At 61.8% G+C, this 26,053-nt stretch carries 26 protein-coding genes and 1 pseudogene; 6 read left to right on the top strand and 21 right to left on the bottom strand.

Annotated features, from left to right (window positions below; all coding sequences use genetic code 11):
- Window positions 1-173: 173 nt before the first annotated feature.
- The 7 genes and pseudogenes from thrS to BLT16_RS11330 form a co-directional block, all read right to left on the bottom strand.
- Complete coding sequence (thrS, locus tag BLT16_RS11360; RefSeq protein ID WP_089658636.1) at window positions 174-2,183, bottom strand: threonine--tRNA ligase; 2,010 nt, start codon at window positions 2,181-2,183, stop codon at window positions 174-176.
- Window positions 2,184-2,195: 12 nt separating this feature from the next.
- Complete coding sequence (locus BLT16_RS11355) at window positions 2,196-3,188, bottom strand: arsenic resistance protein (protein WP_089658635.1); 993 nt, start codon at window positions 3,186-3,188, stop codon at window positions 2,196-2,198.
- Between the two features lie 5 nt (window positions 3,189-3,193).
- A pseudogene (locus BLT16_RS11350) lies at window positions 3,194-3,388 on the bottom strand (GTP cyclohydrolase, FolE2/MptA family); the annotation flags it as partial.
- 262 nt (window positions 3,389-3,650) lie between these two features.
- Window positions 3,651-4,763, bottom strand: a complete 1,113-nt coding sequence (locus BLT16_RS11345; protein WP_089658634.1) for a CobW family GTP-binding protein — start codon at window positions 4,761-4,763, stop codon at window positions 3,651-3,653.
- Window positions 4,760-5,179, bottom strand: a complete 420-nt coding sequence (locus tag BLT16_RS11340; RefSeq protein ID WP_089658633.1) for a Fur family transcriptional regulator — start codon at window positions 5,177-5,179, stop codon at window positions 4,760-4,762. The genes BLT16_RS11345 and BLT16_RS11340 overlap by 4 nt, the downstream gene beginning before the upstream one ends.
- 118 nt (window positions 5,180-5,297) lie before the next feature.
- Entirely contained in the window at window positions 5,298-6,197 is a 900-nt protein-coding gene (locus tag BLT16_RS11335; RefSeq protein ID WP_089658632.1) for an NAD(P)/FAD-dependent oxidoreductase, read from the bottom strand.
- A gap of 83 nt (window positions 6,198-6,280) precedes the next feature.
- Entirely contained in the window at window positions 6,281-6,730 is a 450-nt protein-coding gene (locus BLT16_RS11330; RefSeq protein WP_089658631.1) for an Rrf2 family transcriptional regulator, read from the bottom strand.
- Between the two features lie 204 nt (window positions 6,731-6,934).
- Here BLT16_RS11330 and fhuE point away from each other — a divergent pair, with 204 nt between their 5' ends.
- Window positions 6,935-9,142, top strand: coding sequence for a ferric-rhodotorulic acid/ferric-coprogen receptor FhuE (gene fhuE / locus BLT16_RS11325; RefSeq protein WP_089658630.1), 2,208 nt, complete (start codon window positions 6,935-6,937; stop codon window positions 9,140-9,142).
- Between the two features lie 182 nt (window positions 9,143-9,324).
- Here fhuE and BLT16_RS11320 read toward each other — a convergent pair whose 3' ends face one another.
- From BLT16_RS11320 to BLT16_RS11305, 4 genes are all read right to left on the bottom strand, one after another.
- Entirely contained in the window at window positions 9,325-11,064 is a 1,740-nt protein-coding gene (locus tag BLT16_RS11320; protein WP_089658629.1) for a sodium:solute symporter family protein, read from the bottom strand.
- A gap of 95 nt (window positions 11,065-11,159) precedes the next feature.
- A complete protein-coding gene (locus tag BLT16_RS11315; RefSeq protein ID WP_089658628.1) occupies window positions 11,160-11,696 on the bottom strand; it encodes a GDYXXLXY domain-containing protein in 537 nt (178 codons plus the stop codon).
- Window positions 11,693-12,766 carry a DUF4401 domain-containing protein gene (locus tag BLT16_RS11310; protein ID WP_089658627.1) on the bottom strand — a complete coding sequence of 358 codons (1,074 nt, stop codon included), beginning with the start codon at window positions 12,764-12,766 and terminating at the stop codon, window positions 11,693-11,695. The genes BLT16_RS11315 and BLT16_RS11310 overlap by 4 nt, the downstream gene beginning before the upstream one ends.
- Window positions 12,763-13,734, bottom strand: coding sequence for a DUF2157 domain-containing protein (locus tag BLT16_RS11305; RefSeq protein ID WP_089658626.1), 972 nt, complete (start codon window positions 13,732-13,734; stop codon window positions 12,763-12,765). The genes BLT16_RS11310 and BLT16_RS11305 overlap by 4 nt, the downstream gene beginning before the upstream one ends.
- A 142-nt stretch (window positions 13,735-13,876) precedes the next feature.
- On the opposite strand from BLT16_RS11305, the gene BLT16_RS11300 reads away from it, so the two are divergent.
- Both BLT16_RS11300 and BLT16_RS11295 read left to right on the top strand, forming a co-directional pair.
- Window positions 13,877-14,812, top strand: a complete 936-nt coding sequence (locus BLT16_RS11300) for an aldo/keto reductase (RefSeq protein WP_089658625.1) — start codon at window positions 13,877-13,879, stop codon at window positions 14,810-14,812.
- A 12-nt stretch (window positions 14,813-14,824) separates the two neighbouring features.
- Window positions 14,825-15,487 (top strand): DUF6064 family protein, encoded by a 663-nt coding sequence (locus BLT16_RS11295; RefSeq protein ID WP_089658624.1) that lies wholly within the window; start codon window positions 14,825-14,827, stop codon window positions 15,485-15,487.
- Between the two features lie 210 nt (window positions 15,488-15,697).
- Here the strand turns inward: BLT16_RS11295 and BLT16_RS11290 are convergent, their stop codons facing one another.
- From BLT16_RS11290 to BLT16_RS11260, 7 genes are all read right to left on the bottom strand, one after another.
- On the bottom strand, window positions 15,698-16,174 hold the full coding sequence (locus BLT16_RS11290) for a phosphate-starvation-inducible PsiE family protein (protein ID WP_176817222.1): 477 nt from the start codon (window positions 16,172-16,174) through the stop codon (window positions 15,698-15,700).
- A 121-nt stretch (window positions 16,175-16,295) separates the two neighbouring features.
- Window positions 16,296-16,757, bottom strand: coding sequence for a YchJ family protein (locus BLT16_RS11285; RefSeq protein ID WP_089658623.1), 462 nt, complete (start codon window positions 16,755-16,757; stop codon window positions 16,296-16,298).
- A 15-nt stretch (window positions 16,758-16,772) separates the two neighbouring features.
- A complete protein-coding gene (locus tag BLT16_RS11280) occupies window positions 16,773-17,063 on the bottom strand; it encodes a nuclear transport factor 2 family protein (RefSeq protein ID WP_089658622.1) in 291 nt (96 codons plus the stop codon).
- Window positions 17,064-17,129: 66 nt separating this feature from the next.
- Window positions 17,130-18,065: a nucleotidyl transferase AbiEii/AbiGii toxin family protein gene (locus BLT16_RS11275; protein ID WP_089658621.1), complete on the bottom strand. Its 936-nt coding sequence runs from the start codon at window positions 18,063-18,065 to the stop codon at window positions 17,130-17,132.
- Complete coding sequence (locus tag BLT16_RS11270) at window positions 18,049-18,867, bottom strand: type IV toxin-antitoxin system AbiEi family antitoxin domain-containing protein (protein ID WP_176817221.1); 819 nt, start codon at window positions 18,865-18,867, stop codon at window positions 18,049-18,051. The genes BLT16_RS11275 and BLT16_RS11270 overlap by 17 nt, the downstream gene beginning before the upstream one ends.
- Before the next feature lie 164 nt (window positions 18,868-19,031).
- On the bottom strand, window positions 19,032-19,790 hold the full coding sequence (locus tag BLT16_RS11265) for an alpha/beta hydrolase family protein (protein WP_176817220.1): 759 nt from the start codon (window positions 19,788-19,790) through the stop codon (window positions 19,032-19,034).
- A gap of 165 nt (window positions 19,791-19,955) precedes the next feature.
- Window positions 19,956-20,810: a LysR substrate-binding domain-containing protein gene (locus BLT16_RS11260; protein ID WP_089658620.1), complete on the bottom strand. Its 855-nt coding sequence runs from the start codon at window positions 20,808-20,810 to the stop codon at window positions 19,956-19,958.
- Window positions 20,811-20,936: 126 nt separating this feature from the next.
- On the opposite strand from BLT16_RS11260, the gene BLT16_RS11255 reads away from it, so the two are divergent.
- Window positions 20,937-21,551: a glutathione S-transferase family protein gene (locus tag BLT16_RS11255; RefSeq protein WP_089658619.1), complete on the top strand. Its 615-nt coding sequence runs from the start codon at window positions 20,937-20,939 to the stop codon at window positions 21,549-21,551.
- Window positions 21,552-21,596: 45 nt separating this feature from the next.
- Entirely contained in the window at window positions 21,597-22,007 is a 411-nt protein-coding gene (locus BLT16_RS11250) for a VOC family protein (protein WP_089658618.1), read from the top strand.
- A gap of 2 nt (window positions 22,008-22,009) precedes the next feature.
- On the opposite strand, the gene BLT16_RS11245 is transcribed toward BLT16_RS11250, so the two are convergent.
- The 3 genes from BLT16_RS11245 to BLT16_RS11235 all read right to left on the bottom strand — a co-directional run bounded on the left by BLT16_RS11245 (window position 22,010) and on the right by BLT16_RS11235 (window position 24,716).
- Window positions 22,010-22,963 (bottom strand): LysR family transcriptional regulator, encoded by a 954-nt coding sequence (locus tag BLT16_RS11245; RefSeq protein WP_089658617.1) that lies wholly within the window; start codon window positions 22,961-22,963, stop codon window positions 22,010-22,012.
- A gap of 50 nt (window positions 22,964-23,013) precedes the next feature.
- Window positions 23,014-23,670 carry an SDR family oxidoreductase gene (locus BLT16_RS11240; protein ID WP_089658616.1) on the bottom strand — a complete coding sequence of 219 codons (657 nt, stop codon included), beginning with the start codon at window positions 23,668-23,670 and terminating at the stop codon, window positions 23,014-23,016.
- Window positions 23,671-23,861: 191 nt separating this feature from the next.
- Window positions 23,862-24,716, bottom strand: a complete 855-nt coding sequence (locus tag BLT16_RS11235) for an aldo/keto reductase (protein ID WP_089658615.1) — start codon at window positions 24,714-24,716, stop codon at window positions 23,862-23,864.
- A 326-nt stretch (window positions 24,717-25,042) separates the two neighbouring features.
- On the opposite strand from BLT16_RS11235, the gene BLT16_RS11230 reads away from it, so the two are divergent.
- Window positions 25,043-25,987: an aromatic alcohol reductase gene (locus tag BLT16_RS11230; RefSeq protein WP_089658614.1), complete on the top strand. Its 945-nt coding sequence runs from the start codon at window positions 25,043-25,045 to the stop codon at window positions 25,985-25,987.
- Window positions 25,988-26,053 lie beyond the last annotated feature (66 nt).

Raw genomic sequence — 26,053 nt, 5'->3', positions numbered from 1 at the left:
TATCAACCCCAGGAGACCATGACAGGGCCCCCAGCCGGGCAAACTGATCGGGGGAACCCACCGACAAGCCTCGGCCGGCCTGAGCGACCCGTCTAGCGAGATAACGTCGCCTGGCGACCTAGAACCGGCCCCTTATCAGGGCCGGTTTTTGCGTGCCAACGAGACTACGCCTATCAGACGACCTCGTGCCGGCCACTCGCCTGCAGCCGTTCGAGCAAGGCCGCCTGGGCGGCGCGACGCTGCTGGGTGTCGGGGGCGGCACAGTCCTCGCTAAGCAGGGCAATGGCGTCAGCGATCTCCAGGCTGCCCAGGTCGTCGCCATCGCGGCTGCGAATCGCCACGTTGCCGGAGGCGGCCTCCCGGGCGCCGACCACCAGCAGGAAGGGGACGCGCTGCAGGGTCTGCTCACGGATCTTGTAGCCGACCTTCTCGTTGCGGATATCCGCCTCGACGCGCAGGCCCGCATCGCGCAGCACCTGGGCTACCTCCAGCGCATAGCGGGAGTACTGCTCGGTGATGGAGAGCACCACCGCCTGCAGCGGCGCCAACCAGGCCGGGAGCTTGCCGGCGTGGTGCTCGATCAGGATACCGGTAAAGCGCTCCAGGGAGCCGAACAGAGCGCGGTGCAGCATCACCGGGCGCTTGCGCTGGCCCTCCTCGTCCACGTAGTCCAGGCCGAAGCGTTCGGGCAGGTTCATATCCACCTGCAGGGTGCCGCACTGCCAATCGCGACCAATGGCATCGCGCAGCACGAACTCGAGCTTGGGACCGTAGAAGGCGCCTTCACCGGGGTTGTAGCGGTAGGCCAGGCCCACCTCGTCCAGCGCCTGGATCAGGGCGTTTTCCAACAGGTCCCAGGTAGCGTCATCGCCCATGCGGTTGTCCGGCCGCGTGGAGAGCTTGATCAGCACCTCCTCGAAACCGAACTGGCGATAGATATCCAGCACCTGGGTGACCACATCGCGGCATTCATCGATCATCTGCTGCGGCGTGCAGTAGATATGCGCATCGTCCTGAGTGAAGTGGCGCACCCGTAGCAGGCCGTGCAGCGCCCCGGAGGGCTCGTAGCGATGCACTTTGCCGAACTCTCCCATGCGAATCGGCAGATCGCGATAGCTTTTCAATCCATGGCGATAGAGCAGCACGCTGCCCGGACAGTTCATCGGCTTGAGGGCCAGTGAGCGGCCATCCTCGGTGTCGGTGGTGAACATATGCTCACGGTAATTCTGCCAGTGGCCGGAGAGCTCCCAGAGGCTACGGTCCATGACGTCCGGGGTGTTCACCTCGACGTAGCCAGCGTCCTCCTGGCAACGCCGCATATAGGCGATCAGCTCGCGGAACACCGCCCAGCCGCGGGGATGCCAGAACACCGCGCCGGGGGCGTCCTCCTGAAAGTGGAACAGGTCCAACTGGCGGCCAAGCTTGCGGTGGTCGCGCTTCTCTGCCTCCTCGAGGCGCACCAGATAGGCCTGTAGCGCTTTGCGATCAGGCCAGGCCGTGCCGTAGATACGCTGTAGCTGCTCGTTGTTGGCATCCCCCCGCCAGTAGGCGCCGGACAGCTTGGTCAGCCGGAAATGCTTGAGGAAACGGGTATTGGGCACGTGGGGGCCGCGGCACATGTCCAGGTACTCCTCGTGGAAATAGAGCCCCAGCGCTACTGCCTCGGGCAGTTCCTCGATCAGCCGCAGCTTGTACGTTTCGCCGCGTTCACGAAACAGCCGAATGGCCTCGTCCCGCGGCGTCATGCGCTTGATGACGTCGTACTCCTTGGCGATCAACTCCCCCATGCGCGCCTCGATGGCTGCCAGGTCTTGCGGGGTAAAGGCGCGTTCATAGGCGATGTCGTAGTAGAAGCCGTCCTCGATCACCGGGCCGATCACCATCTGCGCCGTGGGGTAGAGCTGCTTGACGGCATGCCCGACCAGGTGGGCGCAGGAGTGGCGGATGATCTCTACCCCCTCGGGATCCTGAGGGGTAATGATCTGCACGTGTGCATCGCGCTCGATGAGGTCGCAGGCATCGACCAGCCGACCGTCCACCTTGCCGGCGACGGTGCTACGCGCCAGGCCCGGACCAATCGCCGCCGCCACCTCGGCGACGCAAGTGGGGGGAGAAAAGCGGCGTTGCGCGCCATCCGGCAGGGTAATGACTATGCTATCGGCGATCGGAAGAGTGTCGGTCATGTGTCAGGCTCATCAAGGGTGAAGGCGGCTACCGGCCAGGCGGTGTCTCGAGTTGAGCAGCAGGTGCCGCAGTAGGGTCAGGTGAGGAAATTCGAGCAGCATGCCGATCACGATGGCGGCATGGATCAGGGGCTGCTCCGGCAGTGCGGTCATGGTCACGGCGAGCATCAGCGGCGCATTGCGCGCCGCCGTGGTCATGGTCAGCAGCGCATGCTCCGGATAGGCCAAGCGTGCCCGGCGACTGACCCACTCCCCCAGCAGCAAGGTCGCCAGGAAGAATACGCACACCGCCAGCAGCACCCGGCCAAAGACGCCACTGTGCTCGAGGATCACGGCAATATTGTCGGCGAAGATCTGCGCCACCAGCAGCGCCACCACCCAGGGGGTGAGTCGGTCGCTCCACGCCAGCAAATGAGCGAAGCGATCCGCGCCGAGCCACCGGCGCAACACTAGGTGCGCGACCACCGCTACTGCCAGCGGCAGCAGGAACCACTGCAGCAAGGTAGTGACGATCAGCGTGCTCTCAACCGGCACCACCTGGTAGGTGACGAGGTACAGGTAGAGCGGATAGAGCAGCAGCTGCACCAGCATATTGATCGGCATCAGCGCCGTACCCAGCGCCACGTCGCCGTCGGCCAGCCGGGTAAAGCCCAGGAACCAGTCGGTGCAGGGGGCCATGAAGTAGATCGTGAGCCCGACCATGAACAGGGGGTTGGCGTGCAGGAAGGAGGAGGCGATGGCATACCCCAGGGCAGGAATCACCACGAAGTTGAGCGCCAGCGCGATACCAATGAAGCGCAGGTTGCCCAGTGCCCTGACGATGACGTCGAAGCGCACTCCGAACAGCAGCAGCACGATAAGCAGCATCAGGGTCGCATCCATGTGCTCACCCAGCCACTGGCCAGCAACCGGCAGAGCATGGCCGATGGCGGCCCCCGCTGCCATGCCACCCAGCAGCAGCCAAGAGGTGCCGAGACCAGCCAGGTAGCCCAGTCGCTTCAACATTCGCACTCCTCGCAGAACATCAGGTGCTGGCCGTTGGCCAGAGCGAAGGCCTGCTCGTCGATACGCTTGACCGCGGTCCGTAGCGCTGTGCCCAGGCCGCGCTCGACCGCGCCCAACAACGGCAGCTCATCCAGCCCGTCGGCCAGGCGCAGCGAGAGATGCGCCTGGCTGCGCTGGCTATGGGGGGTGGCCAGGATGCCGACCCAGCTCAGCGTGCCGAGCCGCTTAGCGGGAGCCGAGGCGATATCTTCTAGCGGTAATCTGTTCATGAATATATATGTTATAACATAACTTTTTTATGTTTTACCTCTGGAAGCGCTGCATGCCACGACTCCCTGTTTCCCAGGGACTAATGGCAATCGTCCTGGTGCTGTTACTGGTTATAGGGCTCGGCTGGCTGACCCGGCAGGCCATGACCGGCATGCCACTGCTGTCCTGAGCAGCGGGGGCGCCGGTCCCCGCTCAGTTGGCTTGTGCCGTTGCGGGTTGGAAGTAGTCGAAGAGCTGCGTCACCGCCTCGGGCGTCACACCATTGGTGATGAAGACGAAGCGCGAGACGCCGTCGCGGCAGGCCTCCACCGGCAGCGGCTCGGGGGGGTGAAAGATATGCTGCACCCCGTGCAGTGCCAGCGGTTTCTCGCGGCCGACCAGCTTGACGATGGCCTTTACGCGCAGGATCTTCTCACCCAGTAGTGACATCAACAGATCCAGCCAATCCTCGAGCAGCTCGGCGGGAATGGGATCCTCAACGCTGAAGCAGAACGTGCGGATCTGCTCGCCGTGACGGCTGAGGTTGGCATGACCATGGCCCGAGGCGCCAGCAGGCTGCATCATCGACACCAGGGAGCCGCTATCAGGAGGCGTCAGACCGGGAGTCGACGCGACCTGCTGATACGAGGCAGCCCCCAGCCAGCGCTCTGCCGAATAACGCCCATCAGGCAAGCCCTCTCCGGTGACATACTCGGCTGGCAGATCGCCATGCCGCACCTGCAACTGCTCAGCGGCGGGGTTGATCGTCGCCAACTGGCTGGCAAGACGCGACAACTGCTCCTCGTCGACCAGATCGGTCTTGGTAATCAGCAGGCGGTCGGCCACCGCCGCCTGGCGCTGAGACTCGCGGTGGGCGTTCAGGGTCGAGACCCCATTGGCGCCATCCACCAGGCAGATCACGCCATCCATGAAGAAGCGATGCGCCAACCAGTGGTCGGTCATCAGGGTATGCAGAATCGGGGCCGGATCGGCCAGCCCGGTGGTCTCGATGATTACCCGCGTAAACGGCTCACTGCCTTCCCGCTCGAGGGCTTCGCTGGCCTCCTGTACGGTACGGCTCAAATCGCCGCGAATGGTGCAGCACAGGCAACCGCTGCTCATTTCCACGACGCTATGCTCGTCGCTCTCGGCGAGCAGCCGATGATCCAGGCCGATATCGCCAAATTCGTTGATCACCACCAGCGCGCCCTGCATGGCGGGCTGACGAACCAGGCAGTTGAGCAGCGTGGTCTTGCCACTGCCGAGAAAACCGGTCAGCACGGTGACGGGCAACTTACTGTCCTGGCCAAATACGCCTTGGTTCATGATTTCACCTTCGAGGGGCGAGTGGATTCGGGAAGCGCCGCGGCACACTGCGAGCAGGTGCCATGGATCTCGATGGTCGTGCTGCCGGGAGAGAAATCACGGCGCTCGACCAGATGCCCCAGACTCGAGTTCAAGGCGTTATCGATGAGCTCATCGATATTTCCGCAGTCGTCGCAGATGGCAAATACCGTCACCCCCTGGCGACACTCCTTGAGTCGGCAGGCGACATAGGCATTCAATGTCTCCAAGCGATGGGCCAAGCCGTGGCGAATCAGCACGTCCAGCGCACGATAGACTTGGGTCGGCGCCGAGAACCCATGACCGCTCAGTCGCTCGAGCAGGGCATAGGCTCCCAAAGGAGCCTCGGCGCTGCGTAACACCTCGAGCACGCGCTGCTGGTTGGCGGTCAACGGCATGGTGGCTTCCGTGAATGGATGGAGTCGTACTGCTACCTCGAAACCTATGTTATAACATAACACTCCAATCCACCACTACCCCTCCCGGCCATCGCAAGGCCGCACACGCTGAGCCGGGCTAGGACAGGCCAAACATCAGCGAGCGGTGCGCAGACAACCCGGCCATGGCCCCATCGGCGACGGCGAAGGTCACCGAACCTGCCGCACGGGCGATATCGCCGCAGGCGAAGATGCCGGGGATCGAGGTTGCCTGCATCGCATCGGTCTTGATGACACTGCCCATCGGCGTCTCTTCCAGCTCACAGCCAACGTCCTCCACCAACGGGCTTAGATGCAACCGCGGCGCCACGAACAAGCCAGCAAGCGGGACCTGGCGCCCATCGCTCAGTACCACCTCGACCCTCTCGCCTCGCCCAGTCTGAAGACGCGTCACCACACCTCGTTCGATACCGGTACCGCGCGCGTCCAACTGGGCCAACTGCTCCGCCGTTGGCTCGAAGGCAGCGTTCAAGAACAGCGTGGTGGTGCCCCAGTCCGGCAGCATCAAGGCGTGATGCATCGCCATATCGGAGGATGCCAGCACCCCGATAGCCGTCTGACCTAGCTCATAGCCGTGGCAGTAGGGGCAGTGAAAGACACGCTTCCCCCACTGCTCGGCCAACCCGGGAATCGCCGGCAGCTCATCACTCACCCCCGCCGCCAGAATGATGCGGCGCGCCTGGTAAGTGTCTCCATCGGCGAGGCCGATCGTGAAGCGGTCCGCCTCGCCGCCAACCGACGTCACCCTGCCCGAGCGCCACTCCACCGTCAGGTACTCCATCAGTTGGCCGCGTGCGTCGGCTGCGATCTCAGCGGGTGGCGTGCCATCCTGGGACAGAAACCCGTGGGAGTGGGAGGCAAAGCGGTTGCGCGGCTCACCCGCATCCACCATCAGCACCCGCCGTCTCGCCCGCGCCAGTTGCAGCCCCGCCGCCATCCCCGCATAGCTGCCACCGACAATCACCGCATCGAATGTCATGTCCTGCCTCCTTGCCAGATATAATGTATCTTTAATTGATACACTAAAAGACGCAAGCGTCAATGCTCTCGTGCCGCTCTCCCTCAGTGTGCGGGGAACCGATAGCCTTGCCGAGTGGCGATCTCGTCGAACTGGCTCGCCAGCTCGGCCAGTGTTACCGAGCCCAGGCGCTCGATCAGCAATGCCTCCGCTTCACGCATGGCATCGAAGATCGCCTCGTTGACCACCTGCTCGACCACGCAATCGGGATTTTCCCGGTCAGTGCCGATAGCGAAGATGCGCGGCCCGCCGACGGCATGGTGCACGTCCAGCAAGGTAACACGGTTGAGGTCACAGCCAATCCGCCAGCCACCGTTGCGGCCTTTCTCGGCGCCCACGTAGCCCGCCTTGCGCAGGCCCGCCATGGTGCGTCGCACCACAGCAGCATTGGTGCCGAGCATCACGCCGATCTGTTCAGACGTGATGGGACCATCCTGACGCGCCATATGCAGCAGCACATGCAGCATTCGGGAAAGACGGCTATCGGTTCGCAAGGAGGGAGTGCCTTTGAGGATCAATGGGAGGAGTAGCCTAGCATGCCAAGCTCGTCACATAAGAGGTCGAGAGGGACGGCAACTGGCATTTTTGCTAACGATTCTCATGATCATTGACATATCATAACCATTCTCAGATGATTCCTTTCTTGTTTACCCGCAGATCAATAAACAAGCGCCCACGAGGCGTAACAAGGGATCACAATGAAAACCTCGTCGCGTCATGCCGGGAGCATGACTCAGCAGCCGATGGCCAAGCGCTCGGTGGTTACCTCACTCCGCGCCTGGCGCCATGTTTCACTCATTGCGTTTCTCGCGGCCACGCTTGGCGCCTCGAGCGGCGCGCTGGCACAGTCCGACAGCGCAGACGACACGACGTCACTGGAGACAGTGACCGTCACCGGAGAGAATCTCTACGAGAACGTCGGCTATACCCGCCGCAGTACCAGTGCCGGCACCCGCTTCGACTTGAGCCCGAAGGAGATTCCGCAAGCGCTCAGCATCATCACCGAGCAGCGCATCTCGGACCAGAACCTGCGCACCGTCGAGGACGTACTCGCCAATACCACTGGTGTCTCCGCTCGCCAGATCGACAGTAGTCGAGTCAGCTTCTTCTCCCGCGGCTTTCGGATCAATAGCTTCCAGTATGATGGTCTGCCCACGCTCAATACCGACAACCGCTGGGACTTCGGTGAAGGCGCGCTCAATGCGGCAATCTATGATCGTGTCGAAGTGGTGCGTGGAGCCAACGGCCTTTTGACCGGGGCAGGTAATCCCGGCGCGTCGGTAAACTTCGTCCGCAAGCGAGCCAATAGCCGGGAACTCACCGGTTCGCTGTCGGGCTCGCTGGGACGTTGGAACCAGCACGGCACGGTGGCCGACGTCACCACCCCGCTCACTCAGTCCGGGGATGTACGCGCCCGCTTTATCGGCGGCTATGAGGAGGGCGATTCTCACCTCGACCGTTTTAGCGAGCGTACCAAGTTCGGCTATGCGGTGATCGATGCCGACGTCACTGAGCACACCACCCTCTCGGTAGGCTACGACTATCACCGCGGACGTCACTCATCGCCTACCTGGGGTGGCTTACCACTGTGGTATGCCGACGGCGGCGAAACCCACTACTCCCGCTCCTTCAGCGTGGCACCGGACTGGTCCTACAACGACCGGGAGTCGGAGAAGGTCTTCGCCGACGTCGAGCACCGCTTCGCCAACGACTGGACCCTGCGCGGCGCAGCGACCCACGCCGTGACCAACCTGGACTCCAAGCTTGCTTATCCCTACGGCTTTCCTGATCGCGCCAGCGGCCAGGGCATGTACTATTTCACCGGCTGGAATCGCGGTGAGCGGGAAGTGGATGCGGTCGACGTCTATGCCAGCGGCCCGTTCAGCCTGCTCGGCCGACAGCACGAGCTGGTCATCGGCGGCAGCTACAGCGAGCAAACCAACGACTACGAGAACACCTTCACGGCGGGATTCGATCCGGGTAATTTCAACCGCTGGGATGGCTTAACTCCCGAGCAGCAGTGGCCCGACTTCGCTCCCTCGGAAGGTACCAGCGTGCGCCAGAAAGCCGTCTATAGCGCTGCACGCTTGTCGCTGGCTGACCCGCTGACGCTGATCCTCGGCGCACGCCACAGCGACTGGAGCGGCAGTAGCTGGACCGCCGCAGGTGGCACCGACGCCCAAGCGCAGAATGAGATCACGCCCTACGGCGGCTTGATCTACGACATCGACGATACCTGGTCTGTCTTTGCCAGCTACACCGAGATTTTCCAACCTCAGGAGTACCGTGACGCCAGCGGGCGCTTCCTCGACCCGATCGTCGGCAAGAACTACGAAACAGGGCTCAAGGCGGCCTGGCTCGATGGCCTATTGAATGCCTCACTGTCGGTGTTCCGCATCGAGCAGGACAACGTCGCCCAGGCCGATCCGCTCGCTCCGGGCGCGACCCAAACCACCTATCACGCAGCGCGGGGCGTGGTGAGCCGTGGCGTAGACGTCGAAGTGAGCGGCGCGCTCACCCGCGACCTGGACATGACCGTCGGCGCCACCCACTACACCGCCACCGATGCCGATGGCCCCTACAGCACCGATCGGCCGCGCACCCAGGTCAAGCTGTTCTCCAGCTATCGCGTTCCTCAGTGGCAACCATTGACGGTTGGCGGCGGCCTCAACTGGCAGAGTCACACCTTCGTCGCCAACGCTGCTGGACCCAATGGCCCCCAGCGCATCGACCAGGGCAGCTACACTCTGGCCAGCCTGTTCGGGCGTTATCAGTTCACTCCGCAGCTCGCCATGCAGGTCAATATCAACAACCTGTTCGACGAGACCTATTACAGCTACTTCGACGGCTACGGCGTCTACGGCGAGCCCCTCAACGCCACCACGACGCTCACCTACTCGTTCTAATCCTTGTTTTAAAACGGCAACGGCGCCTTTTGAGCAACGATTTCTATCCGCAGGACATACGACAAGGCCCGCCTAGCGGGCCTTGTCATGGTCGTCGCTCAGTAGCCCACCGTACGCAGCAGAGCCAGGCCACACACGAGGTAGAGCACACTGACCGGTAGCGCCAAGCGAGCCGTCCTGGGCTACTTGCTCATCGAGGCGCTTGCAGCTTCCGCCCGACGCGCGCGCACCAGCCAGAAACCCACCGCCCCTGCGATAACCAGCATGGTGCCGCATCCCACTGCCAGCAAATAGGCACCGGTGACCGCCCCTTCGGTGACCGCGAAGCGCGCGGCCAGGGTCGCCAGAGAATCGGCATACTGCCACCACAGGAAGAGCCCCGTGCCGACTCCGGCCAGCATGGTCACGACAGCCACACGGCGGGTTACCAACGCCCAACCATGCTCGTTCTGCACCGGGCTACGATGCAGAAAGGCAAGGTAGTCGCGCTCCGCCTGGCTGACGCTGCTCAGCCGGGAGGCCACCACGATCGCTGCCAAGGCAGCCAGGGTGCTCAGCACCACCGGGTGGAGGTAAACCGGCAGCGACAGCCACTCGGCCTGCACCATAAGCGACAATATCAGGTTGCCAACGAAGCCGACGCCTAGCCCCCAGCTCGCACCAGCAGCAGTGATCCGACGGCTCCAGATGCTCATGAGCGCCACCGGTCCCCAGGAAGAGGCGAACAGGGTTGCGGCAAACCACACCACCGCCATTACCGCCGGAGGCTGGAAGAGTGCAAGCAGCAGTGCCACCAGCCCAGCCGCCAACACGCCGATACGGCTGGCACGCATGGCACTACGCTCGCCGCGGGAAGCGGGCAGTATGTCGTGGGCAAGGCTGAAGCCGATGATTGACAGAAAGGTCGAGCAAGACGAGAGACCGGCGGCAAACACGCCCGTCAGGATGACCACCCCGAGCCAAACCGGTAGTACGTTGAGCGCCGCCCACACCATGGCGCGTTCGCCGTCGAGCGTCGGGTCATACAGGTTGATCGCCGCACCGGTCATCATCATCAGCGCATAGAAGATCGCCAGCACCACCGCCGTGAGCATCGCCGAGCGCATGACCACGTGCTCGTTACGCGCCATCAGGTAGCGGCTCGACTGCCACGGACTGGCCGCCAGCACCGTCGCCCACACCAGCCCCAGCGTCAGCCCCCAGATCAGCGCCTCGCCGGGAGAGGAAAAGGCTGCCCCCTCGCCCTCTATCACACCGTGCCACAGTGCGATGTCGGGCTTGTCACGCTGTGCCAGTAGCCCTTCGATCACCCCCGACCAGCCGCCGAGATCGCTGATGATATAGAGTGAGCCCCCGACTGCCGCGATGGAGAAAATCAAGAACATGATGGTGTCGGTGAGCACCACGCCCTGGGAGCCGGAGTAGAGAATGAAGCTGGTGTAGGTAAGCCACACCAGTACCAACCCGGTCCAGTAGGGTAGCCCGGTGAGTTCCTCGAACATGATGCCGGCGCCCTGCATCACCCCCAGCAGATAGGCGCCCAACCCGACGACAGTGGTCAGCCCGGCGATCATTTGGACCCGCCTGGAGGCGAAGCGTTTGCCGAAGAACTCAGGCACCGTCATTGCCTCACTGCGGCGCAGATAGCGCCCGAATACCAGCGCGCCGAGCAGGCAGCCGGCGGTGCTGATGGCGGCAAAGATCAGCATGACGAAGGGGTAGCCCTGATAGGCGAAACCGGTCTCGCCGAGGAAGGCACTGGTACTCAGATAGCTGGCAACCAGGGTGCCCAGGATCATCAATGTGGGAGCGTTGCGCCCCGCGACCAGATAGTCGTCGAGATTCTTGACCCGGCGACCAGCGAGGTTACCGATGATGAAGTAGCCGACGAGGCTGAATAACACGGCAACGGTATAAACCATGGCAGATTTCACCTGTTATTGAAATTTGTCGCCATGGTAAACACCGACGCCTAAGTGATTGTCTCGATTACGACATCTGCCGAGATCCACACGACCTACCGGGCCATTTCTCCGAGCCGCTCGAGCTCGGCGTCATGCAGCGAGACCAGCAACGCCTCGCCGCGATGATTGACGCGGAATTGCCCATAGCGGGCAAGCTCAAAGCGCTCGGCATGGCCCTCCTGGAAGAAGAAGGCGTCGGTGGCAAAGCGCACGCGGCCGTTACGCACCCGATAGCGCAGGCGCATTTCATCGTCTTCCAGCGCCTGTTCGCCGGCATCGAGACGCTGGAAGTCGGCGACGCGCTGCGCATCCAGTTGCACGACCACATGGCCATTGGCGGCCAGCGGCTCGCCGCCCTGCGAGCGCTGGGCGCCGCGCGCCTCGCGGATGCGGTTGGCGAGTTCGAAGTGCAGCGCCATGTAGTCGCCCTGCATCAACGAGCGAGGGTCCACCGGCGCCAGCGCCAGATACACCACCTCGCCCTCGGCCAGATGGCGCTCCTTGGCCCAGATCGCCCAGTTAACCAGCGCCAGGACCAGCAGGGTCGCGGCCACCACCACCACGCGGCTCCCCTTGGTGGATAACATCATTGCCCACCCTCCATCTCGCCACGTGGCGGGGACCGCCACCAGCGCCGCAGCATCCAGCGCAGCGTCAGCAACACCACGCCGAGTACGCATAGCGTCACAGCCTTGACCAGCAGGGTGACCTCAAGCCAGTAGTAATAGTTGGCGCTGGCCAGCAGCAGCAAGATCACGCCAAGCCCGATGATCAGGCGATTGCCGATAGCGAATCCCAGCGCGATCACTACCGCCCCCTGGCTCAGACCGTGGGCCTGCCATGACAGCAACATCAACACCACCGCGGCGCCGTAGGCCGCCAGACGCACGCCCGGCATCCTGGCCTGAGCGTGGCGCTTGAAGACGTGCCAAAGCAGTATCAAGAGAGCCAGCGTAGCGAGTGCATCGCCTCCCCAGGGAGCCAGCCAAGCGAGCACCTCGCTATCGTGGTGACGAAACATGAACGGCGACCGACCGGCATACGCCATGACTTGGATGGCCAGCAGGCCTAGCAACAGGCCATAGCCGAGCGCCTGACACTGTCGCAAATAGGCCGGCCAACGAAACTCGTTCAGCCACAGGGCCGTGGCCACCAACAGCACCAGCCCGCTCGCCAAGGACGTCGCCGCGCTGCTTTCGATCAAGGCCAGATAGAGCGCCAGGCACGCCGCCAACGCCGACACGCAGCGATGCGTGAGGCTTGGCATGATCAGGGCGAGCAGCACCTGCAGCGGCAGCAGCGCCCACCACAGCCTGGCGGTGTGACTCATCAGGACATCGGCCAGCGCCCAGGCCACCAGCAGTTGCCCTGTCAGGCTAGCGGCCAGCGCCAGGTGCTCCAGAAAGTCGCCGCCGTTGCCGCGCAGCAGTGCATAGGCCCCGGCGATCATTACCAGTCCCAGCCCGGCGGCTGCGATACTGCTCTCGAACACGAACACCATGCCCATGCCAATGAAACCGAGCAGGAACAGGGCTGCCAGCCACCCCGAGAACGCCTGCAGCGCCCGCACGAACCAGGGCGACTCGATCGCCGGAGCCACTTGGCTATCGGCGACCTCTATCCCCGCTTGCTCCAGCCTCTGCTTCAGCGAGTGCGTCATACCAGCATCTCCTTCTGAAGCCGCTTGAGCCAAATCACCGCCAGGGCGCCCATTCCCAGCACCGCTATCGCCAATACCAGCAAGCCCCCCGGATCCCCCTGGCGCATGAAATACCGGCCAATCAAGGCGGTCACCACCACGATCACCGAGAGGCAGCCACCGGCCAGCATGAACAGATCGGCACGCCAGTAGCGATATACCGCATAGACAACCGCCAGCCAGGCGGGATAGACCAGCACCGCCACCGAGAACGGCGAGCGTGGATCGAAGAGAAAAGCGAGCACCAGCATCGTCAGCGATGTGCCACTACCCAGCGCCAGCAGGCAGGTGGACCACCCGGCCGACAGCCACGGCAAACGCCGAGCGCCCAACTCCCAGAGCACTAGTGCTGTGGTATTGAGGGTGAACACTCCCCACAGGGCAGCGGCGTCGGTCACGAACAGGACACCCAACGGCCCGCCCCGGCTTTGAAAATAGAGCGCCAGGCTGAGGTTGAGCAGCCCCAGCCACAGGATCCACAGCGCGTCGAAACGTGCCACCAGCGTCCAGGGCAGCATCAATAGCGCCCAGAAGAAGAACAGCTGCCAGGGGTCGGCGCCGGTCTGGTAGACCTGGCCGAACAGCGCCAGCAGCACACCCAGCAGCAGCGAGGCCGCTGTCAGTGCGGCGCGCGCCACCAGCCTGCGCTGCGCTCCCCAACAGTAGGTGGCAACCGCCACCACGAGCGCCGCCTGCACCAGCCCGAAGCGCACCCAGCGCGGCATCTCGCTCCAGTTATAGGCCACCAGGAACAGCATGGCGCAGACCAGCGCCAGCGTGCCCAGCCACAGCAGCAGCCTGTCCACGAACACTCCCCAGGCCTGCCCCGACGGGTGGAGCCCTGAGCGTGCCACCGCCCGGGGCACCTGCTCACGCGCAATCGCGCCCCCTTCGATCAATGCCACCAGCTCACGGCGAGTAGAAGCCATGTCATTTCCCTGTGTCTGAATCGCCTCAGCTAGTCTAGGCACACATCTCGCTACGCGCTGCTCAGGAGCGCCAAGTCGCGCGCGACTGGTATCTCACCGCGCATTTCCTACACTGCTCATCATGCGAATGTCAGGAGTACCCATGTTTCCGGAACCACCGCCCCTCTCGCGGCGGCGGCTGCTCGGCGGCCTGCTGGCCCTCGCTGCCGGTTCGGCAATGCCGCCACTCACTGCACACGCCGCGTCCCAAGAGATACTCACCCGCGAGGTGCCGGCTACGGGTGAGTCGCTGCCACTGGTCGGTCTCGGTAGCTGGATCACCTTCAACGTTGGCAATGACCCGGCTCTGCTCGAAGCGTGCACGGCGGTGATGGCGGCCTTCTTCGCCGAGGGTGGGCGGATGATCGACTCCTCACCGATGTACGGCTCCTCCCAAGCGACCATCGGCCATGCACTGGCCCAGCTCGACGCCGCCGACCGCGTCTATGCCGCCGACAAGATCTGGACCTCCAGCCCCTCAGAAGGCCCTGCTCAGGTCGAGGCCTCGCGTCGCGACTGGGGCGTGCCGCGCTTCGACCTGCTCCAGGTTCACAATCTGCGCGCCTGGGAGGAGAACCTGGATACCCTGCAGGCGATGAAGGCCGCAGGCGAGATCCGCCACGTCGGCATCACCACCTCCCACGGCCGGCGCCATGACGCCATCGAGCGTATCCTGCGCGAGGCCGACATCGACTTCGTGCAGCTTACCTACAATATTGTCGACCGCGAGGCGGAAGAGCGCCTGCTACCGCTGGCCCGTGAACGCGGTATCGGAGTCATCGCCAACCGGCCCTTCCAACAGAAGCAGCTGATCCGGCGCCTGGAGGGCGAGCCACTGCCCGAGTGGGCAGCCGAGATCGGTGCCGAGACCTGGGCGCAGTTTATCCTCAAGTTCATCATCTCCCATCCCGCCGTGAGCTGCGCCATTCCCGCGACCACCCGGGTCGAGCACGTGCGCGAGAACCTGGCAGCGGCGCGCGGGCCACTCCCCGATGCCGAGCTGCGCCGGCGCATGGCCGACTATGTGCGAGCCCTGTAGCGAGGCGAACCAATGAGCGAGTGGTGGAGCTACCGGGCCGCGGACTTCCTGATGTTCTCGCTACGCGTCTATGAGCGGCTCTTCGTGCTGCACAACCAGTCGCTATGGCCGGCGCAGTGGCTGGCTCTGGCACTCGGCGCCGGCCTGCTCTTCGCCCTTTGGCAATCAAGGATCGAATGGCTACGCCTGATCATGCCGGTGCTCGCGGTGAGTTGGCTCTTCGTCGCCTGGGCCTTCCTGTGGCAGCGCTACGCCCCCATCAACTGGGGCATCCGCTACGTGGTGCCGCTGTTCGTGCTCCAGGCACTGCTGCTGCTCGCGCTCAGCCGGTGGCGTGGCCTGGCGCTAGCATCGCGCTGGCAGGCACCACGCGTCCTTGGCCTGGCGCTCGTGACCTACGCCGTCTTCCTGCATCCCCTCTCCGCCCTGCTGCACGGCCGCAGCCTGGCGGGTGCCGAGGTAGTCGGACTCACCCCCGACCCGTTGGCGATCGCAACACTCGGCGCGGCGACCCTCGTCCAGCCAGCACGCTACGGCTGGGTACTAATGGTCGCTCCGCTGCTGTGGTGCCTGATCAGTGCCGCCACCCTGCAGCTACTGGGGGCACCAGGCGTCTGGATACCGCTGCTGGCGGTGGTAACAGCCGTGGTGGCACGGCTTATGCCGAATGCGTGAGAGGCCACCACCGGCTATTTCAATGAGGCAGGCACCCTGCGCTACCCGCGCCGGTGCAGTGCCAAGACGGGGATCCGCACCCGACGTTAGGGGGCGTGCAGTCATTCCCTTGACTGAGCAGACGCCTCTCCAAGCATCTCCATGGCACACTTATCTGAAATCGATAGCCTGTTAAGGCTTCCCGGACGAGTGTCCATACGACATCCCGCCCTACTCCCGTTTGCCCACTAGCCAGTGGGTAACCCCCAGAGCCAGTACCACCGCTGCAATAGCCAGCATGTCTTCAGCCGATACAGTTGCAATATCCAATATGATGACTTTCCGCGCGATAGCCATTAGCGCCGTGGCAATCACCAGGCGTATCGGCAGGACATTGGTTCCCAGGTAGAGCCTGATATTGATGAAGATCTCTACGGCGATCAGCACCACCATGAAAGCGCCGAAGATCACGAAGATATCGCTAACCTCGAACAGCAGTACCGGAGGCGCGAGAAACTTGGTGTATAGCACGTAGATGACATCCAGCACGCCCCAGATAATCACCAGTACCATCAGCACCGCCAGCAGCTTGATCGCGTAGCGAATGATAACGTGCAGCTGCCGTATTAGTGGATCCTCATGCTCCTTGGGCAGCTCTTCATGCAGCAGCTGCGGCCCGCGGGAAGGGAGTTTCTCGTCGTGCTCCATTGCATGCCTCCGGCTCAGGCCCGGCCACAAAGAGTTTGCAGCGCGCGAGCGCCGGACAGCAGAAGCATATGGCACGCCAGCCACCGGCGCCAGGACTTAACGTTCTCAGCACGCTGCGCCGCTACCCCAAGCCACAGCAAGCCTTGAACTTGCGCCCGCTGCCGCAGGGGCAGGGAACGTTACGGCCTGGCTTGAGCCGATGGACGACAGGGTTACCATCGAGATAACGCCAGCGTCCCGCCTCGCGCACGAAGCGCGACGACTCCTCCAGCATCGACCAGCGCCGCCCCTCGCGAAAGGTGGCGCGGAAATGCACCCATCCCCGCTCGCCCTCTTCACCGCTCTCGAGCACCTCGAGACGCTTCCAGACGGTCGCGGCATCTGGCGCCAGGCTCGGCGGGCGGGTGCTTGGGTGCCAGGTCGCCAGCAGGTAATCGACAAGCGCGAGCACGAAGGCGCTGTAGCGCGAGCGCATCAGCGCCTCCGGTGTCGGCGCCGGTTCGCCGTCGTGATAGCGCCCGCAGCAGCCGGCGAGTGGACTAGCGCTGCCGCAGGGGCAGGCGGTGTGATCGGAGTCTGTCATGCAAGACGTCACCTTCTATGTTCCAGCGTACAGGGCATTCGTGGCCGCTTGCACGCCATCAGTGATAGCAACCTCCGTCACCACCGTATCGTCATCTTCTACGACACGGCTCAGGGTGAACTGCCAGCGGCCGTGGGCCGGGTATTCGTCATTCATCTGCGCAAAGCGCTCACCACCGCGGATACGCTCGTGGGACTGCGGCCATTCGAGCACGAACTCTGGCGCCAGCACCGCCATGACCGAGTGAAAGTCGTTCGAGGCCATCAACCGCCAGAATTCGCGCACTATTTCGCCTGCCGTTTTCATCCTGCTATTCCCTCCCACTCAAGGCCGACGCATGGCGGCCACCACTAGTGGCCAGAAAGGTGAAGGTCAGTTACGTCCAATACGTGCCAGTGTCTGCTCCAAGGCCAATTGATCGGCCCTTCGCTTAGCTGTCGAGCGCCTAGCCAAGTTGTGCAGTTTACGACACACACCGGGTAGCTGTTGCGCGTGAGGCAGACCAATCAGTCCGAAATCAGGTTGCTCACTCTCCACAGACCGCAGGAACTCACGCGAAGACTCATCCAACCAACCGTAGATCCTTTCCAGTAATCGTGCTCGACTGTCCAGCAAATGATCAGTACTCACTGGCTCCGCCGTCATGCCCTTGAAATGCCCATTGAACGTCGTCTCAAACTGCTCGGGCTCTCGTGGTGCAAGCATCTCCCAGGCTGGTTTTGGGCTGCAGGTCAGATACACCAAGAAAGTACGCCAAAGGGTTATATCCGCGCGTTCGTCGTCCAGCAGCAAGCCGATATCGAACAGATCACGAGGGTGCTGCCGTGATAATGCTGCAGACAACTTCCCCGCATAGAGATCGGCGAAGTCGAGCACCTGTGCGGAAGCGAAACCAAAGGCCTCCTCCACCTTAGGCCTGACTCGCATCTCTCGCACCGCATGCACCGTACCTCTCATCACCGGTGTCGTCTCAATCTGTACGCGAGCACGCCCGCGGCTAACGACCAACCGCGTGATGCCTCTCGCCTTTTCACCCGCTGACACTTGTACCTGCAACTGCAGTGGTCGTCGGCGAAGAATATCTGCCAGCGCCTCCAGCGCAGCGCTGATCGATGCCGAATCCTCGTCAAAACTGTTTACTGGCAACCAGGCAAGATCGATATCAACCGAAAGCCGGGGAAGATCATGCTCGAACAGATTGATTGCCGTGCCGCCTTTCAAGGCGAAACGTGGCTCCTTTGCCAACATTGGCAGGATGTCGACCAGCAGTTGCACACGATCGGCATAGCGCCTATCCCAGTTGCTCATCCAAATCTCCCGGCAACGTGATCTGGTAGGTGGAATTCAGTCGCCCTCCTGGCACTAGTGCGCGTTTACCACTACCCAAGTCGACGCCATCCATCGGGACATAGGACAGCCACGCATGACCATGTCGCTCCGCTAGCGCGAGAAAAAGGCGTTTGGCCTTTACGCTCTGGCAATGCCTCAGCATTGAGGCCACCTGTTGTGGTCGCAGCGTGGTCATGGCCTGCATAAGAGCGTCAGCCTCATAGACTAGGGCGGCACCGGTGACACCGCTACAGAACTCCAGCATAGCCCGCTCATGCATAGAACAGACCAAGCCTAAGGTCCCCGTCTCCACCTCATAACGAAGCAGCCCACAGGCCTGCAGCTCCTTATCGGAGACATCGGCCCTGGTAGGCATAGGTAGGTCGAATGGCCCTCGGCCAAGAAGCTGGAAGCGTTCGTTCAGAGATAGTTTGCTCACCCAGCCGGGTAGCCGCACCGGTCCAAAGAGACTAACCGTCGCCGATTCACCTAGACGCAGATAATGTTCATGGCCCTGCAACGCAAGCGAAAAGCGCCCGCCTATGTGCAGCGGCAGGCCCTCTCTGTATTGCAGGCTGCGAACCACCCCCTCCCACTGAAGGCGCCCACCCTTTCGCATGTAAACGCCTCGGGCTGGCGACACCAACCAGCCACTGGCCATGTAGCGCGCCACCAGGCTGCTGGAGTAGCCATGTGCTCGCAGCCAGCGGCTGGAGACCAAGTCAGTATCACTCAGCTCAGAAACCAGAGAGTTTAACTTTTCGAATTTATGAGCACTCATGGTGATCAAAATACACTGACTATAAACTTATAGCCAGGACTATCGGGGTTGATTGAGCGCCGCCTGGCGGCCACAAGGGCGCTCGCCCCAAACAGACTGCCAATTCAGAATGCTCCGCAGCCGGACGCTCAATTCGTTCGTGCAGGCATTGGTGAAGGGCTTCCCTAGCTCAGCTGTCGCTCAAAAAACGCCACTAATAACTCATGGTGACGATTTTCACCCTCACTGCCCGGCAGGTGATCCTCGCCCTCGTAGTAGTGGACCTCAGGCTGCCGCCCGTGGTCCTGGAGCCGCCTCTCCAGTCGTCTGGTCATCTCCACTGACCACATCCTATCCTGCACCCCGTGGGACAGGAACAACGGTCCGGCATAGCGCTCGACCTCGATAGGCGACGTGGGCAGCAATCCTTCTGCACTGCCCTTCCAGGTCCAGGCGCGCTTGCTGCCATCCCATGACTGCCAACCGGGATCGCCGGAATCGCGAAAGCTGCGCGCATCGAAGCCACCGCACACCACGTCCGGCGGGCTGTGCGCTGCAATCGCCTCGGGAATACCAAGCATCTCATCCCTGGCCATCAAGGAGGCGAGCAACAGGGCATGCTCGGCGCCGCGCGAGACACCGTAGAGGCCGACTCGCGGCCCGACGAAGGAAAAGTCGCGCAGCGCGGCCAGCGCCTGGACGGTGCGATCGATCGGGCAGTCGACGATATGTCCCGCATTCCAGGCATTACCGCCGCTGGAATAACCGAATGGAAAGGCCAGGAAGCCATGGGCGGCCAGGATCGCCGCATTGCGGTGACTCCAGCCCGACAAGGCTCCTTCCGAACCATGCAGCACCATGACGGTGGGAAAAGGCCCCGCCCCGGGTGGCCCGTAGGTGGTGCCCCACTCCGGTATCAGGCGCCTGACGACTTGCAGTGGCATGGATCTCCCCCTCCTTGGCTGGCATAGAACCGTGTCCTTACGCACTCAACATTAGCACGCCCTTAAGATCTGGCCATTAGCTGGCGCCGATCATGGCCAGTCACGCGCACGACCTTGGCTGTGTCTGACAGTCGGTGCTCCCGGCGACTTATCCAACGACACTAGCTACAACGATACCCCCTGCAAGTGCTGCCTGGCGGCATCGATGAAGGCGCGCACGTTGGGGTGGTCACGCCGCCCGCTCTGGAATAGCAGTGAGATGGGCAGTGCGGGAGCGGTGTCGTCGCTCAGAATGGTCTCCAGCCGCCCCGCCGCGACATCCTCGGCGACCTGGTAGGAGAGCGACGACACCACACCCAGCCCCGCGACAGCCGCGGCAATCGCCGCGTCCATATGGTTGACCGTCAGCCTGGCCGGGCCAGCGGAGCGTCCTACTTCATCTTCGACCCGGATCACGTCATGATCGCGCAGATCGGCGCGTGTCGTCGGCCGCCCCCGGGCCGCCAGATAGGACGGACTCGCGCTCATCACCCGCCGCACCTCACCCACCCTGAGCATATGCAGCGAGCTATCCGGCAGCTCGGCGATGCGCACGGCAACATCCACGCCCTCTTCGACCAGGCTCACCACCCGATCCAGCAGCAGCAGCCTGACCTGCAGATCGGGATACTGCCGCAGCAGCTCGACCACCACCGGCTGGACATGCAGCCGGCCGAACATCACCGGAGCGGTTACCGTCAGGGTGCCGCGCGGCGCAGATCGAGCGCCCCGCACGCTCTCCACTGCTCCGTCGATCTCGGCGAGCCCTGCCCGGCATCGCGCCAGAAACAGCGCCCCCTCCTCGGTTAGCCGCACGCTACGCGTGGTACGCCTCAACAGTTGAACGCCAAGGCTCGCCTCCAGCCCCGCAATGGTCCGCGTCACGGTGGTGGGCGACAGGCCCAGGCGCCGCCCCGCCTCGGCGAAGCTCGCTTGCTCGGCAACGCAGATAAAGGTCCTCAGCGTTCGCAGCCTGTCCATTACCCTTAACTCCCGCCACCGCACATTATTGTCATAAACCGCAATGATGAAATGCGATTTTGGCTGATTCTCCCACATTACAACAACAGACAGAATGGCCACATCATCAGCAGGAGGACACACACCATGACGCTCTACCATTTCGCCCCCTCTGGGCACGCCCATCGCGCCGCCCTGTTTCTCTCCCTGGCCAGGGTCGAGCATGAACTGATCGACGTCGACCTGGCAGCCGGCGCCCACCAGCAGCCAGAGTTCCTGGCCCTCAACGCCTTCGGCGAAGTGCCGGTGCTCGACGACAACGGCACCATCATCGCCGACTCGCTGGCGATCCTCGTCTACGTAGCGAGGAAGGTCGGCCCCTCCCATTGGCTGCCAACCGATCCGGCCAAGGAGGCGCAGGTGCAGCGCTGGCTCTCAGTAGCGGCGGGCAAGATTGCCTATGGCGCCTGTGCCGCCAGGCTGATCACCGTCTTCGGCGCCCCCTTCGACGCCAATGAGGTGATCGCCCGCGCCCACGCCACCCTGCATGTCATGGAGCAAACGCTGGCAGAGCAGCGCTGGATCGCCGCTACGGCACAGCCCAGCATTGCCGACATCGCACTCTACAGCTACGTCGAGCGCGCCCCCGAGGGCAATGTCGATCTCACCGGCTACCCGAATATCCAGGCCTGGCTGCGCCGCATCGAAGGACTACCCGGCTTCATCCCCTTCCAGCGCACCCGCGCCGGGCTAGAGGCCTGAGTCCGTCACTCATTCAATCCATCACTAACTCAAGGACTCATCAGCATGCGCTTCGACACGCTACACCTCGACCATATCGGCATCCGCGTCACCGATCTCGCCACCGCGGAAGCCTTCTATGCCAAGCTCGGCTTCCTACGCGACCCCGGGGAGTTCGCCCCCGAGGCCAAGGCCTGCGGGCTCGTGCACCCCACCGGACTGCGCATCCACCTGATTTACAACGGCGAGTCCGCCGATGAAGGCAACGTGCTGCTGGACGCCCCAATCAAACGGCCCGGCTACACCCACGCCGCCTTTATCGTCGAGAACATGGACGACCTGGTGGCCTGGCTGGCCGGCGAGGGGATCGCGATTACCGAAGGGCCGGTAACCATGGGCCACGGACGCCGCAGTGTCTGCTTTATCCGCGACCCCGACCGCAACGTGCTGGAGTTCAATGAAATTCTGGCGCACTAGCGTTAGGAGACATAGACATGGGGTTGGCCGTGCTTGTTGTGAGACGAACCGCCCCCCCGCTCGGCACTTTGTGCGAGGTTACTGACCCAGTCTACAAATGCCCGCACGGTAGGTGATAAGTGGCGGTTCTGTGGATACATAACCGATATAGGCACTGCTGGTGCTGGTGTGCTACTCAGGACCTGCTGTAATTTTCCACTACGTAAGTGCGGCAGCACCATATAACTAGCCGCTCGTATCAGGCCTAAGCCTTCCAAACCACAAGCGATATACGTTTCGGTGTCGTTGACGACCAGCTTCTGAGGCATCCGCACGACTCGCTCCTCGTCATTGACCACGAAGCGCCAATGCATTGGTCGTCCCTGGTCACCGGATAGAAACCCGACAGCATGATGATGCTTTAACTCGTCCAGTGAATGCGGCTCACCGTACTCCTCCAGATACGCCGGTGATGCACACGTCACCCATTCGAAGCTGGCAATACGACGCGCCACCAGCGTAGGCGAGTCATGAGGAACCCCGGCACGGATGACACAATCGATGCCTTCCGGAACCAGTTCCACCGTGCGGTCGCTCAACGTCAGGGTCAACTCCACATTAGGATAGCGAACCTGGAATGCCTTGATGGCCGGCACCACGAATAGACGGGCAAACGAGGCCGTCATGCCGACTCGCAGCTTGCCTTGGGCCTGCCCCGCCTGACCTGGAAAACTGGTCTCAACTGCTTCTAGTTCTGCCAGCAAACGTCGACAGTGCTCATAATAGAGGCTGCCATCGGGGGTCAGGTTCAAGTGGCGCGTGGTACGCTGAAGTAGCCTCACCCCAAGGAACGCCTCTAGCTCCTTAATAGCGCGAGTAACAGTCGATGCGGGGATGGACAGGTTCTCGGCGGCTTTACTAAAGCCGTGCATCTCAACCACACGGGTAAATATCTGCATGGCTTGTAGGCGATCCATATATTGCTCCCCCGATGAAACGGCTGATCAATTTGTCGATGCCGTCTCGGCTATCGAGCGAGTAACCGCACTGCTTCAGTAACTGGCGTCTCTCCCGCCACGAGTTCAACGATCCACCCCGCACTCTCTGGTTTATCGAGGATCTCGATAATAACGGCAGCAACGTCCTCCCGAGCCACCTTACCCCACTCTACCTGTGGCGCTAGGGTCACCCGGCCGGTCCCTACCTCGTTGGTGAGTACACCTGGACGCACGATGGTCCAATCCAACTCTCGGGAAATAAGGTCGTCATCGGCAGCCTTCTTCGCATCAAGGTAGATTCCAAAAACTTCGTCAGCCTCGCCCTGTCCGCCTTTATCAGCGCCCTTGCCGGAAATCATTACATAGCGCGGCACTTGGGCCTGCACCGCGGCGTCGGCGAGCAGAATCCCTGCATCCCGGTCAACCGTGAGCTTGCGCGCGGCGCCACTACCCGGTCCGGCGCCAGCAGCGAAGATGACGGCATCCGCTCCTCTTATCACCTCGGCAAGCTCGTTGACACTTGCTCTCTCGAGATCGAGCAAGACGGCGGTGGCGCCGCTGGCTTCAATGTCAGCAATGTGACTGGAGTTGCGCACGAGGCCAACGGCCTCGTCGCCGCGGGCGGCGAGCAAGCGCTCGACATGTTGGGCGATCTGGCCGTGTCCTCCAGCGATGACGACCTTCATAGGTTGTCTCCTCATAGATTTGCTCGCTCAGTCTCGGGGCGCCTGGTTGGCGCTATGCATGGTAGGTCGATATCGGAATTGAGAGGCGTCATCGGATAAACGCAACGTCAGGCAGCACAAGTGGAAGCTGTGTGTGCTGCGCCACCAAGCGCTGAGATGGGTAGCACCGCAAGGTGCCGACATAGAGCCAGTCAAAAATCGGCCGTCTCCGGATCTGGTCCCAGACGGCCATCCCGACGGTCCAGCCCGGCCAGATCCTTTATCTCCCTCGGCGTGAGTGCGAAGTCGAATAGCTGAAAGTTCTCTACAATGCGCTCGGGTCGCACGGACTTTGAGATGGTGGCAAGGCCACTGTCGAGGTGCCAGCGTAGGACGATCTGAGCAGGGGTCTTTCCATACCGCTCGGAAAGTTCAAGGATCTCCGGAGCCTGCAGCACCGACGATCCCGGGTCCGGGTTCTGCCACCACAAACCCAACGGGCTCCAAGACTGTGTGATAACACCCTGCTCGCGGTGAAACTCTCTCAGCTTCTGCTGCTGAAAGTAGGGGTGTAGCTCAACCTGATTGACCACCGGCGTCACTCCCGTTTCCCCTATCAAGCGCTGCAGCTGCCCACTGGAGAAGTTACAGACGCCGATGGCACCGACTCGGCCTTCGTCACGTAGTCGGATCATTGCCTGCCATGTTTCCACGTAGGCGTCACGAATGCGTGAAGGCCAGTGCATCAGATACAAGTCGATCCGATCAAGGTCCAGTCGCCTCTGGCTGGCATCGAAGGCTTGCAGGGTTTGCGCGTAGCCGTGGTGTGTATTCCACACCTTAGTGGACACAAAAATCTCTTCACGCGCCACCCCACTATCACGGATACCTTTTCCGACACCCTGTTCATTATAATAAGCCTCTGCTGTGTCTAGCAGACGGTAGCCGGTCTGCAAGGCGCGACTCACCAGTTCGGCACTCTGTTCCGGCGGCACCTGCCACAAACCATAGCCCAAGGCAGGGATTTTTACGTCTGCATGAACTGCTGGAAGGTAAGTCATTGACATAGGTCAACTCCATAAACTGAATTCCAGAAACATCATAGCCGACCAGCCACCTGCTTTTAATTCCAGCCAGAGCAAAAGTCATTTCGAAAAATACCAATAAACTCAGCAGGAGAAGCATTCCATTCCTCATAATTATGTTATCCAAAAACAGTCATTAACAATAGACACATCAGCGCCTAAGCTGCCTGTGCGCTTCCTCAAGGAGTAAGCAACCGGCAGCATGATGCCTCCAGCACATTGCCAAAAATGAGCGTGTAATAGACGGCGAGTCGCTCCCGCCGACGCCACTTAACCACGGCATTTCTAATTCACTCTAGGCGACCCATATGGCGATTAACGAAACCATCCAAGTTGACAAAATACTTATCCTCGGAGCTGGCCAGCTCGGGATGCAGGTCATTATAAATATGACCTCCCGGGTTAGCCCTGGTTCTGTCTCCGTCCTTGTAGAACCTGGCTTCACCACCTCTAGTGATAAGTACAAGAAAGAAGCTACCGATGAGCTGAATATGCGCGGGGTCGATATCATCCCCTTCGACTTGTCTGAAGGAACCGAGACAGCCCTGGCCGAACTGTTTTCAAACTTTCAAACGATCATCTGCTGTACTGGCTTTATTGCCGGTCCCGGCACACAGTTGAAAATCACTCATGCGGCGCTTGCCGCTGGAGTATCGAGATACTTTCCGTGGCAATTCGGCGTTGACTACGACATCGTTGGAAAAGGCAGCGGTCAACCTGTATTTGATGAGCAATATGAGGTCAGACAGTTACTTCGCTCTCAGGAAAAAACTGAATGGGTAATTGTTTCAACCGGGATGTTCACCAGCTTTCTTTTCGAGCCAAGCTTCGGTGTCGTTGATTTTGAAACCAATACCATACGGGCACTCGGAAGCTGCGATACTCGTGTCACGGTCACGACACCTGAGGATATTGGCTGGCTGACGACCGCGATATACCTTGAAGAGCCTCGCATCGCCAACGAAGTGGTCTTAGTGGCGGGAGATACTATCTCATACGGCCAGCTGGCCGCGGTCGTCGAAGAGGTAACAGGAAAAGCGTTCAAGCGTGTTCAACTATCCATTGCCGAGCTTAACCATCAGCTTGCACAGACGCCGGATGATGTCATGCTTCGCTACCGAGCTGCATTCGCTCTTGGCACAGGCATGTGGTGGGAAAAATCGAAAACTTACAATTTCCAAAAAGGCATGGAGACGGTGGATGTAAAGGAGTGGCTTCTTCGGCACTTAAGCGATGTAGCGCCGCAAGCCTAAAGGTCCGCTATAGCGCCATCACCAAGGGTGGTAAAGAGGCTGCCTTTGAGCTGGAACAACCGGACA

Origin of the sequence: Franzmannia pantelleriensis, from assembly GCF_900102875.1 — a bacterium.
Taxonomy (GTDB): Bacteria; Pseudomonadota; Gammaproteobacteria; order Pseudomonadales; family Halomonadaceae; genus Franzmannia; species Franzmannia pantelleriensis.
This window is presented reverse-complemented; position numbering and strand designations above follow the sequence as displayed.

What these genes read in the sequence shown, in the direction of transcription:
- fhuE (WP_089658630.1), top strand. Translation starts at nt 6,935, where the DNA reads ATGAAAACCTCGTCGCGTCATGCCGGGAGCATGACTCAGCAGCCGATG.
- BLT16_RS11270 (WP_176817221.1), bottom strand. Translation starts at nt 18,867, where the DNA reads ATGAGTGCTCATAAATTCGAAAAGTTAAACTCTCTGGTTTCTGAGCTG.
- BLT16_RS11345 (WP_089658634.1), bottom strand. Translation starts at nt 4,763, where the DNA reads ATGAACCAAGGCGTATTTGGCCAGGACAGTAAGTTGCCCGTCACCGTG.
- BLT16_RS11285 (WP_089658623.1), bottom strand. Translation starts at nt 16,757, where the DNA reads ATGACAGACTCCGATCACACCGCCTGCCCCTGCGGCAGCGCTAGTCCA.
- BLT16_RS11310 (WP_089658627.1), bottom strand. Translation starts at nt 12,766, where the DNA reads ATGACGCACTCGCTGAAGCAGAGGCTGGAGCAAGCGGGGATAGAGGTC.
- BLT16_RS11320 (WP_089658629.1), bottom strand. Translation starts at nt 11,064, where the DNA reads ATGGTTTATACCGTTGCCGTGTTATTCAGCCTCGTCGGCTACTTCATC.
- BLT16_RS11340 (WP_089658633.1), bottom strand. Translation starts at nt 5,179, where the DNA reads ATGCCGTTGACCGCCAACCAGCAGCGCGTGCTCGAGGTGTTACGCAGC.
- BLT16_RS11240 (WP_089658616.1), bottom strand. Translation starts at nt 23,670, where the DNA reads ATGAAGGTCGTCATCGCTGGAGGACACGGCCAGATCGCCCAACATGTC.
- BLT16_RS11265 (WP_176817220.1), bottom strand. Translation starts at nt 19,790, where the DNA reads ATGCCACTGCAAGTCGTCAGGCGCCTGATACCGGAGTGGGGCACCACC.
- thrS (WP_089658636.1), bottom strand. Translation starts at nt 2,183, where the DNA reads ATGACCGACACTCTTCCGATCGCCGATAGCATAGTCATTACCCTGCCG.
- BLT16_RS11355 (WP_089658635.1), bottom strand. Translation starts at nt 3,188, where the DNA reads ATGTTGAAGCGACTGGGCTACCTGGCTGGTCTCGGCACCTCTTGGCTG.
- BLT16_RS11305 (WP_089658626.1), bottom strand. Translation starts at nt 13,734, where the DNA reads ATGGCTTCTACTCGCCGTGAGCTGGTGGCATTGATCGAAGGGGGCGCG.
- BLT16_RS11295 (WP_089658624.1), top strand. Translation starts at nt 14,825, where the DNA reads ATGAGCGAGTGGTGGAGCTACCGGGCCGCGGACTTCCTGATGTTCTCG.
- BLT16_RS11280 (WP_089658622.1), bottom strand. Translation starts at nt 17,063, where the DNA reads ATGAAAACGGCAGGCGAAATAGTGCGCGAATTCTGGCGGTTGATGGCC.
- BLT16_RS11275 (WP_089658621.1), bottom strand. Translation starts at nt 18,065, where the DNA reads ATGAGCAACTGGGATAGGCGCTATGCCGATCGTGTGCAACTGCTGGTC.
- BLT16_RS11315 (WP_089658628.1), bottom strand. Translation starts at nt 11,696, where the DNA reads ATGATGTTATCCACCAAGGGGAGCCGCGTGGTGGTGGTGGCCGCGACC.
- BLT16_RS11235 (WP_089658615.1), bottom strand. Translation starts at nt 24,716, where the DNA reads ATGTCAATGACTTACCTTCCAGCAGTTCATGCAGACGTAAAAATCCCT.
- BLT16_RS11260 (WP_089658620.1), bottom strand. Translation starts at nt 20,810, where the DNA reads ATGGACAGGCTGCGAACGCTGAGGACCTTTATCTGCGTTGCCGAGCAA.
- BLT16_RS11335 (WP_089658632.1), bottom strand. Translation starts at nt 6,197, where the DNA reads ATGACATTCGATGCGGTGATTGTCGGTGGCAGCTATGCGGGGATGGCG.
- BLT16_RS11255 (WP_089658619.1), top strand. Translation starts at nt 20,937, where the DNA reads ATGACGCTCTACCATTTCGCCCCCTCTGGGCACGCCCATCGCGCCGCC.
- BLT16_RS11250 (WP_089658618.1), top strand. Translation starts at nt 21,597, where the DNA reads ATGCGCTTCGACACGCTACACCTCGACCATATCGGCATCCGCGTCACC.
- BLT16_RS11230 (WP_089658614.1), top strand. Translation starts at nt 25,043, where the DNA reads ATGGCGATTAACGAAACCATCCAAGTTGACAAAATACTTATCCTCGGA.
- BLT16_RS11300 (WP_089658625.1), top strand. Translation starts at nt 13,877, where the DNA reads ATGTTTCCGGAACCACCGCCCCTCTCGCGGCGGCGGCTGCTCGGCGGC.
- BLT16_RS11245 (WP_089658617.1), bottom strand. Translation starts at nt 22,963, where the DNA reads ATGGATCGCCTACAAGCCATGCAGATATTTACCCGTGTGGTTGAGATG.
- BLT16_RS11290 (WP_176817222.1), bottom strand. Translation starts at nt 16,174, where the DNA reads ATGGAGCACGACGAGAAACTCCCTTCCCGCGGGCCGCAGCTGCTGCAT.